Raw genomic sequence first — 15595 nt, forward strand, 5'->3', positions numbered from 1 at the left:
GCACACATGAGTCGAGTCGCCTGGTTTGGTCAGAATTCCTAGGCCTTGCGAGGCTTGTAGATTACGGTATCGATCAGCTCGCGGTAATGGTCGGTGATGACCTGGCGCTTCGCCTTGAGACTGGGAGTGATCATGCCGTTGCCCTCGGTGAATTCGTCGGGCACAATCTCGAATTTTCGGATGGACTCGGCCCGCGAGACCAACTCGTTGGCCTTGTTGACCGCGCGTTCCACTTCGGCATACACAATCGGGTTCCTGCTGGCCTCGTCGAGGCTCTGCATCTCTTTCGCGCCCTCGGCCTTCAGCCAGAGGTTGGTCTCATCCAAGTCGAGCGCGATAATCGCCGCGATGAAGGGCTTACGGTCCCCCACCACCACGCATTGGCTGACCACCGGGGAGGTCATCACGCTGGATTCCATCTCGACCGGCGAGACGTTCTTGCCGCCCGCAGTGATGATCAGATCCTTTTTGCGGCCGGTCAGCCTGACGAAGCCATCAGCGTCGATCGTACCCAGATCGCCGGTATGCAGCCATCCATCGACAATCTGCTCGCGTGTGACCTCAGGCTGATTATGGTAGCCGACGCATACCGAACGGCCTTTGATGCACAGCTCGCCTTCGTCGTCCACGCCGACGGTGACGCCCTGGAAGGGCAGTCCGACCGTGCCGATGCGGTATCCGCGCGTGGGATTGACTGTGCATGGCGCGCAGGTCTCCGTCATGCCGTATCCCTCAAGCAGCGGCAGCCCGACGCCATTGAAGAAATGAGAAATTGAGGTGTCCATAGGAGCGCCGCCAGACACCGCGTATTCCACCTTGCCGCCAAAGACTTCCATGATCGAGCGGTAGACCAGCTTGTTGTAGACGGCGTGCTTCAGCCTGAACCCCAACGGCATTGCCTCGCCCGCCTGCTGCAAGCGGGACCATTCCCGCGCGACCTGAGTGGCCCGGGAGAACACGCGCCCGGTCAGTCCGGCACCCGCCTTCTGGGAAGCTGCGTTGTAGATCTTCTCGAAGATGCGCGGCACGGCCAGAATGAATGTCGGCTTGAACGCGCCGAAATCGGCGAGAATGGTTTTGAGGTTGCTGGACAGGCCGAGCGTCACATTGCCGGCGAAGCAGACATACTGCAGATAGCGCGCGAAGACGTGCGCCAGCGGCAGGAACAGCAGCAGCCGACGATTCGGCTGATCCGGTTTGCATACGACATCCGGCATGGTGTGCACGCCGGAAAGCGTGATGAAGATGAAGTTCGCATGCGACAGCTCAATGCCCTTGGGCGTGCCCGTAGAGCCGGAGGTGTAGACGATGGTGGCGAGATCCGAACCTCTGACCGCCTGCTCGCGTTCGTTGAACTCCTCGTCGCTTATCCCATGCCCGAAGGCGGCGATGGTGTCCAGCGCCCCGAAGTCGAAGACGTAGATGTCCTTCAATGCGTGGCAATCCTGGCGAACCAGTTCAATCTTGTCGCGCTGCATGTCATCCTCGGCGAAGGCCATGCACACATTCGCATCATTGAAGATCGTCTTCACCTGCTTAGGCGAGTTGGTTTCGTATACCGGCACCGTGAGCGCGCCGATGGACATGATCGCCATATCGAGCGCCGTCCACTGCCACGAGGTATGGGCGATGATGGCCACTGCATCCCCCGGCATGATGCCGCGCGCAATCAGCCCTTTCGCAAGCTCAATGACCTTCTGCGTGAATTCGGCGGCGGTGAAGGAATGCCAGACGCCGTCCTTTCCTGCGTATTCGACCAGCGAATCGTTGGGTGTGCGCTGCGCGCGCTCCTGCAGAATCGAGAACAGATTCCGGTCGCTGTCGATCGGCTCCTCAAGGGCACGCGTAAACTCCTGCTGCATCATTCTCCCTGACGATAGGTATGGATAGGTCTTTTCGTATGCTACCCGCAGGTATCGGAATTCGCCGTTTCGGCTATTTCCCGCTCATGGCCTCACCTCCTTTCCTGCTTTCCTACTGCTACGCATCATGGAATTACGGCAGCAGACCGATTCTGCGCCCGCGCACCATGGCCGCCGGATCCACATACTGCCCTTTGCCTCGTTTCAGACCCCAATGGACGCATTCCGACGAGCAGTGATCCGATGCTCCCTGCACCTGCGCGAAAACATCGCCGCGCGAAACGCTTGCGCCTACGGCACGGTTGCTCACCGCCGGCTCGAAGGTGGAAGTCAGTGGGCCGTGGCGTATGGTGACCACCGATTTACCTGCCACGATGCCCGCAAAGGCAATGACGCCGTCAGCCGGCGCTATCAGCTCGTCATGCGTTTCAGTGCGCAAGTCGACTCCCCGGTGCCCGGCATCCCAGTTGTGTTCAAGCTTGTCGAAACCTCTGACGACCTCGGGGTTCTTCACCGGCCAGAGAAAGCGAATCGGGCAGCGACGCGGAGTCGCCGAATACGCCGCAGGTACGGCGGTCGGCATGGTGCGCAGGCTGCCCAGAGCTACTTGAGCGTTCGACACCGCGTGAGGGCATGTCGTCAGAACCGGCGGCAATACGGTACCCGTATTCATTGCCAATGCGCGGTCAGAGGGCAGGACCAGAGCGACCAGCAGCATCGATGCCGCGAATGCAACTGCCATAAGCGCCGCGAACATATGCGAACGTCGCACCCGATCCCGCCATTCTGCGCTGATCCGCTCGCGGTAGCGCCGTTTCATCGCCTGTCGGATTCGCTGAGCTCGCTGGCGTCTCAGCATGGTGGTGCGCTTGTCCATTGTTTAGCTCCTTTGCTCGCGGCATTCTATGCACTCACCATTGTTCACGAGCATTCGCGCCAAAGCACCTGAAACAGGGTCATGTGGTCGAACGCTCGAAGTTATCCACATTCTCGGGCATGTCGAGCCGTAAAACGGGCAATCCGGTGGATTGCCCGTAGGCGAGACTGAGCGCCCACGAAGGGCGCGAAGAGCGAGGCCTCAGGCTGAGCTACGACCAGTACGCAGCCAGACCAGAAATCCGTGCCCACCCTAATCGTCGCGTTGCACTTCCATGAGTCGTGCGACAATGTTCGCGTGCGTAACTTGAAGAGGGCGGGTCTGCTCATGGCGTCCGCAGGTCCGTTTCTGTGGGGAAGCTCGGGAACGGTGGCGCAGCATCTGTTCGAGCAGTCCCAGGTTTCCGTTGGCTGGCTGACCGCTGTACGCATGACGCTCACCGGGGTGTTCCTGCTGATATTCGCCATCTGCCTGCGCAAGAACATATGGTCGATCTTCACCGATTGGCATAGCGTTGTGCGGCTGCTGCTCTTCACGGTGTTCGGCATGACCAGCGTGCAGCTGACCTATTTCATGGCGATCAGCACCGGCAATGCCGCCACCGCCACGATTCTGCAATACCTCTCCCCTGTCATGATCATTCTGCTGCTTTCGCTGCGCAACCTGCGGCTGCCGGGCAAGCTTGACACGCTGTCCGTGGTTGTCGCGGTCGCAGGAACCGCGCTTATCGTCACCCAAGGCAATGTCAACACGCTGGCAGTGCCGTCTGCGGCAATCGTTTGGGGACTGCTCGCAGCAGTTGGCGCGGCGGCCTACACGCTGCTGCCTCGCGGATTGCTGCTGCGCTACGGCGCGTTGCCGGTCGTGGGCTGGTCGATGCTGTTCGGCGGCCTGATTACGCAAGCGATATTCCGACCGTGGACTCAGCATGTGCAGCTGGATGCAATCGGGGCGTTGGAGGTGTCGTTCATCATTGTTTTCGGCACGATGGCGGCATTCCTGCTGTATCTGCAAAGTCTGAAATACATTGAGGCGACCACGGCCAGCATCCTTGGCGCCATCGAGCCGCTGTCCGCTGCGATTCTCGGATTTCTGTTCCTGGGCACATCGTTCAACTGGTACGGCATCGTCGGCATCGCCATGGTCATCGCCGTGACCTTCATCCAGTTCATCGCCTATCGAAAATCGCCGCCGTTGCAGCGGGACTGAGCGAGCGCTGACCAAGTGCCAAGCAGGCACTGAGCGGTCAGCTTTCGGCGTCGTCATGTCCCCGTAGCGCCCATGCGAATCGGCTACAATGCATCATACGATCACGATTCGCCGTGCTTCCGGCCGGGCGCACATCGTGCCGCTAAGGAGATGGACGATGGCTAGAAGGCATCCCGCAGGCAATTTCAAAAATCCCAAGAGTTTCAAAGATTTCAAGAGCTTCAAAGATGCTGGTGACGACATCGGCAGCACCGAGATCAATCCGATCTTCGCACGCCCTGAAGAGGCCACGGCATTCTCCAAATCGCATATGCCCCAAGGCGAAAGCCTTCCCGAAACCGCATACCAGGTGGTGCATGACGAGGCGATGCTCGACGGCAATGCGCGCCTGAATCTCGCCACCTTCGTGGGAACGTGGATGGACGAGCGCGCCAACCGGCTGTATCTTGAGTCCGCCGACAAGAACATGATCGACAAGGACGAGTACCCCAAAACCGCCGAGATCGAGACGCATTGCTGGACCATGCTCGCCGACCTATGGCATGCGCCGGACCCGGGCAAGGCAATCGGCACATCCACGGTCGGCTCCTCGGAGGCCTGCATGCTGGGCGGGCTGGCCCTGAAGCGCCGTTGGCAGCATGAGCGCAAGGCGGCGGGAAAGCCTGCCGATCGTCCGAATCTGGTGATGAGCAGCGCCGTGCAGGTGTGCTGGGAGAAGTTCTGCAACTACTTCGACGTCGAGCCGCGCTACGTGCCGATCAGCAGGGAGCACAAGGTCTTCGACGGCAGCGATCTGGAACGCTATGTCGATGAGAACACCATCGGCGTGGTGGCTATCATGGGCGTGACCTACACGGGCATGTACGAGCCGGTCAAGCGCATCGCGGCGGCGCTTGACGAGATCCAGCGCACGTCCGGGCTTGATATCAAAATCCACGTGGACGCCGCTTCGGGCGGCATGATCGCCCCGTTCATCCAGCCTGAACTCGAATGGGACTTCCGCATCGAGCGCGTCGTCTCGATCAACACTTCGGGCCATAAGTATGGTCTGGTGTATCCCGGGCTGGGGTGGGCGCTGTGGCGCAGCAAGGAATGGCTGCCCAGCGACCTCGTGTTCACCGTAAGTTATCTCGGCGGCGACATGCCGACCTTCGCGCTGAACTTCTCCCGCCCCGGCACGCAGGTGCTGCTGCAGTACTACATGTTTCTGCGATTGGGCTTCGACGGCTACCGGCGCGTCCAACAGACCTCGCACGATGTGGCCACTTATGTGTCAGCGGAAATTGGCAAGATGGACGACTTCACGCTGTGGAACGATGGGTCGGATATTCCCGTCTTTGCGTGGACGCTGAGCGAACGTCCCGAGCGCAAATGGGATCTGTACGACCTGCAGGACCGGCTGCGTATGAAGGGCTGGCTGGTCCCCGCCTACCCCCTGCCTGCCGATCTGACCAATGTGACCGTTCAGCGCATCGTGGTGCGCGACGGTTTCAGCCATGACCTGGCCGATGCGTTCCTCGAAGATCTGCGCACGGCCGTCAACTATCTGGACGGGTTGAAAGCCCCCATGCCCTCCGAATCGCAGCATTCCGGCTTCCATCACTGATTTTGCAAGGATAGAAGCATCGAACATGCACCCGCATCTCCGTGCGCTTACCCACATCATGTGTTTTTCGACTGACTGATGTTTCATCGCCAACACGCCGATTTGACTGTGACGCAGCGTCAACGCATACGGTGGGCAGCATGGAGCATTCAGCACATGATGTGGCGAAGTTAGCGGGCATTAGCACCCGCACGCTGCGGCACTATGACGCTATCGGGCTACTGCCGCCCAGCAGCGTTGGAACCAATGGTTATCGCTTCTACGATGACGCGGCGCTGGTTCGATTGCAGCGAATTCTGCTGCTCAGGGAACTAGGATTCCGCCTGCGTCAAATCGCGACAATCCTTGATCATCAGAGCGACGTGGCGTCCGCGATGAAAACACATGTGCAGCTTCTGCGCCGCGAGCAGCAGCGCTTGACCGAACAGATCGCCGCAGTCGAACGGACTCTGGCGAGTGTGCAACAAGGAGGAACACTGATGACGGATACGATGTTCGACGGCTTTGACCGGCACGCCGATTACAAGGACGAGGTAGAGCGGCGCTGGGGCAAGGATGCGTACCAACGGTCTGATGCATGGTGGAATGCGATGAAGGACGCCGAAAAAGACGACTGGAAGCGCCAGCTCGCATCACTCAATCAGGGATGGATCGCCGCAGCGCAGGACCCGAATATCGCTCCGGACTCCGCGCAGGCGCAGAATCTGGCTCGTCGGCATATCGCATGGCTGAGTTCGATTCCCGGTACTCCGGCGCATGACTCGGCGCAAGACAGTGCCATGCGCGACTATGTCCGTGGACTCGCGCAGATGTATGTCTGCGACGAACGCTTCGCCGCCAACTACGGTGGCGTCGAAGGAGCGAAATTCGTGCGCGATTCCTTGCTGACATATCTCGGCGAGTGAGCGGCTACCTACCGCTCGTGTTTTTTATCGCTCGGTGTTTCTTGCCACTCGTATTCTTTACCATTCGATGCCGAGCATGGCGCAGCTGCGCTGCCAATGCTCGCGGATAATGTTCGAGTCGGAGGCCATCGGATTCGTGCGGCCGATTCTGCGGGGCGAGATGTAGTATTCGCCCGATTGCCACGTTTCACCGGGCTGCCCTGCGATGAAATGCCGCAGACGTGCGCCGCCTTGGTCGGGCGTACTCAGGAATCTGCGCAACACGCTATGGTAAATCTGTTGCATGTAGTTGTCGGAGCTGGCTGCGAAATTCGTGGCGACCACGCCCGGATGGAAGGCGACCGCCGACAGACCTGATTCGTGGAAGCGCTCGTGCAGGCCCTTCGTAAACAGGATATTGGCGAGCTTGGCGTTGCCGTACGCCCTGTTGGCGGTGAAACCATGCCAGGTGTTCAGGTCGTCGATGTCGAGGTTGCCATACATGCGGGCCGCGATGCTCGACGTGTTGATGACGGAGGCGTGGCTGCTCACCAGCAGATTCTTAAGCAGGAACGTGAGCAGGAATGAAGCGAGATGATTGACTTGGAAGGTCTTCTCGAAGCCGTCCGCAGTAGTGACGGGGCCGGAGAACATGCCGCCCGCGTTGTTCGCCAGCACGTCGATGCGCTCGCAGCTCGACTGCAGCTCGGAGGCGAGTCTGCGCACATCATCCAGCCGGGTGTAATCGGCGATGTGGTATTCGGCCCCGATGCTGTAGGCGACCGCTTTGGTCTTCTGCGGCGAGCGCCCGACCAGAATCAGCCGTGCGCCGCTCGTGGAGAGCTGACGGCTCGCCGCCGCCCCGATGCCGTCGCTGGCACCGGTGATCACGATGGTTTGAGCGGAAAGATCAGTCATATGCGTCAGCGTTCTACGAGTCGTGAAGCCGAACCTGACAGTTCGGTTTGATGCTGTCCCCCATCGTAACAAGCGGGAATGAACGCTGATGTTATGCCTTATGCAAAATTCAACTTGTACTCTGCCGCCTCTTGTGTTGGTCCTGTGCCCGTAGGATAGTTGTTACCCTGTGGGCGCATTCCTATGCGCATACTCAGCGCATACTCACGTCTTGCACCATCGCCGCAGCACGAGGGCTATGATTTCGATAGCGGCTGCCCCGAGCGCGAATGGGACAATCTGAAAGAAGTACACATATTGCGGGAAACTCGTTATTTGTTCCGGATGAAGATATTCCAAGACAAAACTCCTTCCCACACACATGAGTCCCGCCAGAATCATCAGCAATGCGAGAATATGGCAGACCAGGAGCGCCCTCCTATGCTTCTGCTTCATCGCATGGTTTTCTTGATGCTTGGAATCTCCCACATCAACTCCTTGGATATGTTGAGCAATCGCACGTCTTTGGGTTTGTTCTGCAACTTACCTTCTAGGGTAGCAGCCGCCGCTGAGCATCGTCGGGGTTTCTCATATGGAGTCGTGGGTACAGGGCCTTGCCGAGCTGAATCGGCTCGGCAACCCTCGTCTCGCTAAATACCTTCTGCCCTAGGCTCGACATTCGCCCAACGCCAAGCGCTGCCGTCCCTCAGCATCGAAATTGCCCGGCGACAGCCAGGCATCCAGAGCGGCCCGGCACCTAGGCCAATCGGTGTCAGTTATCGCCAGCCAATCGGTGTCTCGGCTGCGCTGCTTGTACACATGCGCGCTGCGGAAGGTTCCTTCGTACACGAAGCCGAGCCGTTCGGCCGCATGCCGCGAGGGACCGTTCAGACTGTCGCACTTCCACTCGCACCGCCGGTATCCGAGCCGGTCGAAGACGAGTGCGAGGAGCAAGGCGTGCGCTTCGGTGGACAACCGAGTGTGCTGCATTCGCGGCGAGAAAGCGACCCATCCGATTTCGATGACTCCGCTCTCCGGATCCTGTCGCTGCAAGGAGAGCGTGCCGACCGGAGCGCCGTCTGCTTGGTCGATGACGGCAAAGAACAGCGGATCAGTGGAATCCTCGACCGACCGCACATAACGCGCATACTCGGCCTCGTCGGCGAACGGACCGATCCCAAGGTAAGTCCACAGGGCACCGCCAGCAGGCTGATAGGCGGCGAACAGTCCCGCCGCATGCCGATCAGCCGCGAGTGGCTCCAACCGGCAGTAGCACCCCTCCAACGTCTCGCGCGCCGGCCGAGGACGGGGCGTCCAGCCGGGCAGCGCCTGCCCGATCTGCTGACCATATTCGTTGACGGGCATATGCTGGGCTCCTTAAAGGTACGGCGGGCGGATGGTCCCAAGCCTAATCATGTCAGCGGACGCGCTTGATGCTGGCGGCTGCCTCGGCGTCAACATCAAGAATATTCGCTGTCGACGCAATCACCTTCATTAATTCATACTGTCTGTTGTGCTTACTATTTCTGTAATCATATGAGTACATGAGCCATTGCGGCTGGCTTGGCAACCAGACCGCAGCATAATACGTGACGTGAAAACTACACGATACGTGAAATACCAGGCATCGCCGCGACCAAAAGGAATCAGACCGCTTATGACGACCATAGTCGATTTTGCACATGTGACCACCGACGGCTTGGATTCCTCGCCCGTCGCCCAGGCGCTCGCGGGCTTGCGGGCGAACGAGGCGCGCTACTACTGGAATAAGTATCAGCATCATTTCGCCGTTGAATCAGCCGTGGAAAGCCAAGAGACCGTTGCCTATGTCAGCCATATCCTCAAGGAGGAGCGCGGCATCGAGCTGTCAGCCAAACCGTTGGAAACATCGCGTTTCGAGGTTGCCGGGCTCAAGATGGCGTACGTGTTCTACCAGGATGGACTGGCGGTCAATGTGATGTACGCGGTTGAGGATGGCGGCAAACGAGCGGTCGGCTTCAAACTCTCCGAAGGGATGGACGTGCCCGAAGAACTCGGTGCCTTCAAATTCGCCCGGCAGAAGTCCAAACTGGCAGGCACCATCCGAGGCTCGTATTTCGTCATCAAGGGCGAATACTGAGTTGTGAATTGAGTTGCGAATACTGAATTCGCCCGTGACGCATGGCTCTTCGCGTTCTTTGTAAACGCTTACTGTCGAGGCGCTGGCAGCCTTTAGCGATGAGCGCGTGACGGACTTTCGGCTGTATCTGACAACTTTCGTCTGCATCGACGAAACCGTTTCCAGAGTAGCTTTCCACCGCACCCCCATCATGTGCGCCGTGGCTTACTCGGTCGCCTCGGAACTGAAGAGCTCCTTGTCACTCTTCTTCTTTTTTGGATTGCTCGACTCTCGTAAGTATTTTTTGTCGAGTCGCTGGTATTCTTCTGCAGTGAGATTGCGACTGACATTCGGCTGCGTCCGATACTCGCCGTCCGACAGCATGCGCAAATCGGGGCCAGCGAGCAACGGCTCATCCAAAGGTCTGATAATAAGGTCGAACATGCTTTCCAGCTTGGAAAAGTCCAGATTCTCCGTTGCAGCTATGGAAGCCGTATCATTGATCTGCTTGTTCACCAACCCCCAGTCGACATGCCATCCCGCATCGCGCAGGACAAGCTCCCAAAACAGGCGTTGCGTGCGCCCGTTGCCCTCACGGAAAGGATGCAAGGTGTTGAAGTTGTCGTAATTCACGCTCAGCCGCTCAATCAGCTGATCACGGGACATGCCCTTGAACAGTTTGTCGCCGTGCAGCGTGCCCTCGCAGTAGGTAATGCCCATATCCATGCGCTCGACATAATGGAACGGCTGACCGCCGCCCTTCGACATATTGATAGTGCGAATCTCGCCAGCCCACGGGTAGATGTCCTTGAACAGCGTGCGGTGGATCCAACGCAACTGCCTCACCGTGCCCTCGGCGCGTGGAGGGTTTTCGCGAATGAGGACAGCGCCTGCGGCGGACAGCTCATTCTCGTAATCAGCTAGCTCCTCATGGGTCTTGGCGCCCAGAAGATTCTTCAGCACCCGGGTGCCAGGAATGAGATACGGGTCGAGCGGCGCATCGAACGGGCTCATCGTGCGTACTTCGCCTTCAGCCTGTTCTTGATCTGGTCTTTCCACTGGTTGACATTAATTCGGCCGTTCACATATTCCCTGGCCTCAGCCATGAACTCCGGGCTGACACTGCCGCCCTCCATCTCTACGGAATGCACGGACTGATACACATTTTCTGCAAGCTGCTCTTTGGTCAATTGTGCTGGCATAATCAGCTCCTTCCGGTTTCCATGCTTATTTTACCCTGTATACATCAGATGGGCATAGATATGAAAAAGGCCGCCGGGAGACCGGCGGCCGTGAAGCTCCCGCAGCTGGGCTTGAACCAGCGACATTTCGATTAACAGTCGAACGCTCTGCCAACTGAGCTATGCGGGAATACTCGCTCGTGCTTGGTTTTTGCGCCGCGCACAAGACATTCATTTTATACATAAATCACAATGATGCAACTTGTTGGCTGCACGGCGTGTCGCCCCTGCCGCCCTTGTCGTCCGGAGCGAGCCACAGACCGTACAGACATACAGACATATAGGCCAAACAAGCCATGCCCACGCCTTGCGCCGCGCACGTGCCTCACACGCTGATGACATCCATGGGCATGGCCGAATCGATGGGGAAATCAGGTGAGGAAGGGGCTGCTCCCGCCTCAACGAGGTTGACGCCGAGCATGGCGACCATCGCACCGTTGTCGGTGCACAGCTTCAGCTGCGGTATGCGCACTTCGATGCCATGTTCGGCCCCGACTTCGAGCAGCTTGGCGCGTAGCTGTGAATTCGCGGAGAATCCGCCGCCTACGATCAGCGTGCCGGAATCGTATTGCTCGCAGCCGCGAATGGCCTTGTTCGCCAGCACGGTGGCGACGGAATCGGCCAGGGACGCGCACACGTCGTCTACTGGAATCTCATGCCCTGCATCCTGCTGCTGCTCAATCCAGCGGGCCACGGCGGTTTTGACGCCGGAGAAGCTGAAATCGTACGGATGTTCGCGCCCGGCCCTGCCTTGCGTCAGGCCTTGCGGCACCTTAATGGCCTTAGGGTCGCCGCTTTGCGCATGCTTGTCGATATGCGGGCCGCCCGGGTAGGGGAAGCCGAGCAGCCGGGCGACCTTGTCGAAGCACTCCCCCGCCGCGTCGTCCAGCGTGGTGCCGACCACATCCACATGCCGCGCCACGTCGGCGACGTGCAGCAGCGAAGTATGCCCGCCTGAAACAATCAGCGCGAGCACGTCAGGCGGGAAACCACCGAATTGCAGCTGCGTCACGGCGATATGGCCGATGACATGGTTGATGCCGTAAATCGGTTTGTTTGCGGCCCACGCCAGCGCCTTGGCACCGGACACGCCCACCGCGAGGCACCCGGCGAGGCCAGGACCTGCGGATACGGCGATCGCATCAATATCCGACAACGTCATATCGGCATCGGCCAGCGCCTTGGAGACAACCGGCACGAAGGCCTCGGCGTGCGCGCGCGAGGCGATTTCGGGAATCACGCCGCCGTAGCGTGCGTGCTCGTCCATCGAGGAGGCCACGACGTTCGAGACCAGCGTGCGGCCTCTCACGACGGCTGCAGCCGTTTCGTCGCATGTGGACTCGATGCCCAGCACCACGGGTTCGCTCATCGTTCTTCCTCTTTCTGCATCTGGCCTGTTGCAAGACGGTTCGTTTCGCGGTTCATCATGTGCGCGCTGATTGCGGTTGTTGTCATCGCCTGCTCTGTGGTTCCGCGACTGTCAAGATTGTCGCGGCTCTCGGACATGGCGTTCCCTATGCTGTCCGTATGCGAACGTGCTGCATGCATCGTTTGGAATCCCACGATATGCGGCCGCAGCTCCAAACTCATCGTATATGCATCGATATTTTCAGGCTGATAGTACCGCCGCCGCAAGCCCAGCCTCGTGAATCCCAGCTGATGATACAGCGACAGCGCCGGTTCATTGTCGACGCGGACTTCGAGCAGCATGCGCTGCGCCCCGCGTGCGCGGGCATCATCGATCAGCCAGCGAAGCATGCGATTCGCAATGCCTTGGCGACGGTATGCCTCGCCCACTCCGATAGTCATAAGTTCGGCATCGTCGCCGTCGTACCAGTAGCCTGCATAGCCGCGGATGGGCGGTGCCGGTGCCGGCTGCAAAGTCGACGCCATAGCCTGTTCTGTCGGCGTGGCCTGCACATCGTCCGCAGCAGCAGCCGTCATATCAGCAGCCTCAGCCGTATCCGCGACGTTCCGCGACGCTGCGTTGGAAGCATCTGCCACCGCCGAGGACACAGCATCACCGGGAATATCGATGACATAGGTGCGAGCGGGGGCACTCAGCTCCTCGCGGACGGCCTCCTCGCTCCATGCGCCGCGCCCGAACAGCTCGCGCTCCAGCTGCGCGATGCGCCCGACTAGCACATCGCGATCAAATGCATCGATACCAGTTATCATCACTCGGCCCGCTCGGCACCGGCATGGTGAAGCACATGCTTGAGCGGGCTGGGCACCGATACGTCCGGGCGGCGCAGGTAGAGCGGCTCGATTGCATCAGTCGGGGAAATCGCACGGTGATTCGTATAGGAATCTGCGACTGTGCCGCCATCGGCATTGCCATCGCTGCCGGCTCGCGTCACTCCCCTGTTCGCATGAGCATGCTCGGCATACCAAGCCAAGCCGGACGCGCCCATGTCCAGCACGGAGGCGTCAAGCACCATGCCGAGCTGCGGCAACGCCGACCAACTTTCGGCATATTTTGCAGCGCCGTGGCCGACGACATCGACCACCGTATGCACGCCCGAACGTCCGTCGTGCTGCGCGATGGCCGCATTGACCCGCTCGGCGATGCGCTGCGGATAGTCGATATCCATGTTAATCAGCACTTTGTGGTTGCCATGTCCGTCGCCATGCGATTGGTCGGATGGCACATCGTCATCATCGGCTATCAGCGTGAAATACAGCTGCTTGCGACGGGCGTCATTGACGGCCAGCGTCGCATGCGAAACTGGTGCCGGCACTGCCAGCGTCTCAGTTGCCGTGTCTTGCTCGGCCACAGGAGCCGCAGCAACCTCAATGGAATCAGGGAACGAGAACTCGCCGCGATAGTATGCTGCCATCATATCCGCCTGCACGCTCAGCGCATCCTGCCCGAGCAGCTCAGCACCCGTGGCGAAGGCGAGCGCCTTGGCAGTCACGATGCCTGCGCGCAATCCGGTGAACGGAGCCGGGCCAATGCCCACGACGATGCGTTCGATATCAGATGAAAGCAGACCTGCTTCCTTGATTGCTGTGGCGATATCGACCTGAAGACGCTCCACATGCGTGCGTGAATCATGTTCGGCAACAGGCTCATGGCCGACGACGCCCACCGTCGAACCGTATGAGGTGTCGATCACCACAATATTCGTCATAGCCGTCCCTCCATAGCACCCTGAGCTCTCATGAGCAGTGCATTGCCATCGATGAGCGTACAACCGGCACTGGAAAGCACTGTGTTGGAACATTCAGCATCGAGCCGTACATTATTCCACCGCTCGCCAACCGGCGTCAGCGTGACGATGCGCTCGCCATTCTCGCTCAGCTCCTGCGAACTCGTGAAATTCCGGCTATCCGCAGCATCGTCAAGACCTGAATCCGCGTTCGAATCCGCACCGTTGCCACGTCCGATGCGGATTTCCAAGCGTTCCGGGGCCAGCGCGGCAACCATCTGCTCGCCCCATTCCATAAGCACCACCGTGCGCTCGCCCGGGTCTTCAAGCTCCTCGTCAAGCCCTAGCGATTCCAACTCATCCAGCAGAGCGTTAATGCTGTTCTGCCCAGGGGCGAAGCGTTCGCCGCCGAGACGATAGGCGTCGACATGCACGCAGTGAGCAGGGCTGCCATCGGCGAAATGGCCATCCATTTCGCGGGCGATGGTGAAAGTCGGCGACACGATGGGCCCGGCTATGCCCAAACCGGCGCCAAAGCCTTGTGCGAAAGTGGTTTTACCAGCGCCCAATGGCCCTGACAGCAATATGACATCGCCGCCGCGCGTCATGCCGGCGATGCATCGGCCCAGCGCCCGCATGCCTTCGGGCGTGAGAGCGCGCAGCATAATCGGCTGGGATTCACCGCAGCCCATGCTGTTCGTGCTATCCGTGCTGTTCGTATCGTTGTCGTTCGTATTGTTGTTCGAGTTGCCGTTCGTTTCGTCGATGCTCACAGGTCACGTCCTTTGCTGCTGATGACTTCAATCGACCGTTCGAGAGCATACACCGGGTCCCCGCCGCTGCTTTTGCCCTGCTCATCGGCCCAGGCCAGCATCCGTATGCACGCGCCAAGCCCAGGCGAGGTCCAGCCTGAAAGCTGGCGCATCGCGTTGTTCAGCACCCACGGATTCGTTTTCGTCTCTGCCCGCGATATTGCTCCCGAGCGCACTGCCGAAGCCTTGGCGATGGTGCGCAGCTTCATGGCGAGCGCGCCGATCAGCGCAATGGGATCGGTGCCCTGCTGCAGTGCGGCGCGCATCGACATGATTGCCTCGGCAGTACGCCCTTCCACGGCCGCATCGGCGACGGCGAATCCCGTGACCTGCGGATTGGCGGTCAGGTACTGGTTGACTCGGTCCAGCCCTATCGGGTCGTCATCGAAATCGAAGCACAGCTGCGAGCACATCGCCGCCAGCTCCCCGGTCTTGTCGCCGAGAACCGACACAAGCTGCTGGGCCGCCATAGGGTCGACTCTGCGATGCTCGCGCTCGAAACGCTGCATGACGAAGTTGATCTTGGCCTCCGGACGCTTGAGATCAGGGACCTTCTCCTGCTTCGCGCCCGCCTTGACCAGCTGATCGACCAAGCGTTTGGCTTTCACGCCGCCTTCATGCTGTGCGATGATGATGCCCGCAGACGGTTCATCCGCATTCGCGCCACGGCAGTAGGCGACTATGGCCTCGCCAAGCCTGTCGTCAGCATTCTGCAGATCGCGTATCAGTACAATCGCGCTATCGCTGAGCAGCGAGGGACTCACTGCCTCATCGAACGCATACTGGTCGCTCTCCCCTGCTTCCAGCTCGATGAGTTCCGCGGCGGGATCATGGCGCTGCGCGCGGTCGCGCAAGTCGCGCACGGTCTGCTCATTGAGATAGGAGTCGCCGCCCATCACGATGGTGAAGGGCGCGGGTGCCGCCGGTGTTCTTGCCATGCTTTCAATCTCGCTGCAT

15 protein-coding genes, 1 tRNA gene and 2 pseudogenes are annotated in these 15595 nt (G+C 59.7%); 4 read left to right on the top strand and 14 right to left on the bottom strand.

Features of this window, described 5'->3' with window-relative positions:
• Positions 1–38: 38 nt before the first annotated feature.
• Both LKK40_RS03755 and LKK40_RS03760 read right to left on the bottom strand, forming a co-directional pair.
• Complete coding sequence (locus LKK40_RS03755) at positions 39–1862, bottom strand: AMP-dependent synthetase/ligase (RefSeq protein ID WP_304309520.1); 1824 nt, start codon at positions 1860–1862, stop codon at positions 39–41.
• A 133-nt stretch (positions 1863–1995) separates the two neighbouring features.
• Positions 1996–2739, bottom strand: coding sequence for a M23 family metallopeptidase (locus LKK40_RS03760; protein ID WP_304309316.1), 744 nt, complete (start codon positions 2737–2739; stop codon positions 1996–1998).
• 297 nt (positions 2740–3036) lie between these two features.
• Here LKK40_RS03760 and LKK40_RS03765 point away from each other — a divergent pair, with 297 nt between their 5' ends.
• The 3 genes from LKK40_RS03765 (at position 3037) to LKK40_RS03775 (ending at position 6459) form a co-directional block, all read left to right on the top strand.
• A complete protein-coding gene (locus LKK40_RS03765) occupies positions 3037–3948 on the top strand; it encodes a DMT family transporter (RefSeq protein WP_304309318.1) in 912 nt (303 codons plus the stop codon).
• Between the two features lie 157 nt (positions 3949–4105).
• Positions 4106–5554 carry a glutamate decarboxylase gene (locus LKK40_RS03770; RefSeq protein WP_304309320.1) on the top strand — a complete coding sequence of 483 codons (1449 nt, stop codon included), beginning with the start codon at positions 4106–4108 and terminating at the stop codon, positions 5552–5554.
• A 140-nt stretch (positions 5555–5694) separates the two neighbouring features.
• Positions 5695–6459, top strand: coding sequence for a MerR family transcriptional regulator (locus tag LKK40_RS03775; RefSeq protein WP_304309321.1), 765 nt, complete (start codon positions 5695–5697; stop codon positions 6457–6459).
• Positions 6460–6516: 57 nt separating this feature from the next.
• On the opposite strand, the gene LKK40_RS03780 is transcribed toward LKK40_RS03775, so the two are convergent.
• From LKK40_RS03780 to LKK40_RS03790, 3 genes are all read right to left on the bottom strand, one after another.
• On the bottom strand, positions 6517–7356 hold the full coding sequence (locus tag LKK40_RS03780) for an SDR family NAD(P)-dependent oxidoreductase (protein WP_304309323.1): 840 nt from the start codon (positions 7354–7356) through the stop codon (positions 6517–6519).
• 204 nt (positions 7357–7560) lie between these two features.
• Positions 7561–7824 carry a hypothetical protein gene (locus LKK40_RS03785; protein WP_304309325.1) on the bottom strand — a complete coding sequence of 88 codons (264 nt, stop codon included), beginning with the start codon at positions 7822–7824 and terminating at the stop codon, positions 7561–7563.
• 177 nt (positions 7825–8001) lie between these two features.
• Positions 8002–8700 carry a GNAT family N-acetyltransferase gene (locus LKK40_RS03790; RefSeq protein ID WP_304309326.1) on the bottom strand — a complete coding sequence of 233 codons (699 nt, stop codon included), beginning with the start codon at positions 8698–8700 and terminating at the stop codon, positions 8002–8004.
• A gap of 292 nt (positions 8701–8992) precedes the next feature.
• Here LKK40_RS03790 and LKK40_RS03795 point away from each other — a divergent pair, with 292 nt between their 5' ends.
• The gene (locus tag LKK40_RS03795; protein ID WP_304309327.1) at positions 8993–9454 is read left to right on the top strand and encodes a phage tail protein; all 462 of its coding nucleotides are present in this window, start codon (positions 8993–8995) and stop codon (positions 9452–9454) included.
• 204 nt (positions 9455–9658) lie between these two features.
• Here LKK40_RS03795 and LKK40_RS03800 read toward each other — a convergent pair whose 3' ends face one another.
• From LKK40_RS03800 to holA, 9 genes and pseudogenes are all read right to left on the bottom strand, one after another.
• Complete coding sequence (locus LKK40_RS03800; RefSeq protein ID WP_304309329.1) at positions 9659–10447, bottom strand: Fic/DOC family protein; 789 nt, start codon at positions 10445–10447, stop codon at positions 9659–9661.
• Positions 10444–10635, bottom strand: coding sequence for an antitoxin VbhA family protein (locus LKK40_RS03805; RefSeq protein ID WP_304309331.1), 192 nt, complete (start codon positions 10633–10635; stop codon positions 10444–10446). The genes LKK40_RS03800 and LKK40_RS03805 overlap by 4 nt, the downstream gene beginning before the upstream one ends.
• A gap of 96 nt (positions 10636–10731) precedes the next feature.
• A tRNA-Asn gene (locus tag LKK40_RS03810) sits at positions 10732–10804 on the bottom strand.
• A 195-nt stretch (positions 10805–10999) separates the two neighbouring features.
• Entirely contained in the window at positions 11000–12043 is a 1044-nt protein-coding gene (gene tsaD, locus LKK40_RS03815; protein WP_304309332.1) for a tRNA (adenosine(37)-N6)-threonylcarbamoyltransferase complex transferase subunit TsaD, read from the bottom strand.
• Positions 12044–12171: 128 nt separating this feature from the next.
• Positions 12172–12690, bottom strand: a pseudogene (rimI, locus tag LKK40_RS03820) (ribosomal protein S18-alanine N-acetyltransferase); the annotation flags it as partial.
• Positions 12691–12852 (bottom strand): annotated as a pseudogene (locus LKK40_RS10705) (ribosomal protein S18-alanine N-acetyltransferase); the annotation flags it as partial.
• Positions 12852–13808, bottom strand: a complete 957-nt coding sequence (tsaB, locus tag LKK40_RS03825) for a tRNA (adenosine(37)-N6)-threonylcarbamoyltransferase complex dimerization subunit type 1 TsaB (protein ID WP_304309334.1) — start codon at positions 13806–13808, stop codon at positions 12852–12854. The pseudogene LKK40_RS10705 and the gene tsaB, both read right to left, overlap by 1 nt.
• Positions 13805–14518: a tRNA (adenosine(37)-N6)-threonylcarbamoyltransferase complex ATPase subunit type 1 TsaE gene (gene tsaE, locus LKK40_RS03830; RefSeq protein WP_304309522.1), complete on the bottom strand. Its 714-nt coding sequence runs from the start codon at positions 14516–14518 to the stop codon at positions 13805–13807. Before tsaE ends, tsaB begins: the two co-directional genes overlap by 4 nt.
• Positions 14519–14595: 77 nt before the next feature.
• Positions 14596–15576, bottom strand: coding sequence for a DNA polymerase III subunit delta (gene holA / locus LKK40_RS03835; RefSeq protein ID WP_304309336.1), 981 nt, complete (start codon positions 15574–15576; stop codon positions 14596–14598).
• Between the last annotated feature and the right edge of the window lie 19 nt (positions 15577–15595).

The sequence above is a fragment of the Bifidobacterium tibiigranuli genome (assembly GCF_022655035.1).
Taxonomy (GTDB): Bacteria; Actinomycetota; Actinomycetes; order Actinomycetales; family Bifidobacteriaceae; genus Bifidobacterium; species Bifidobacterium tibiigranuli_A.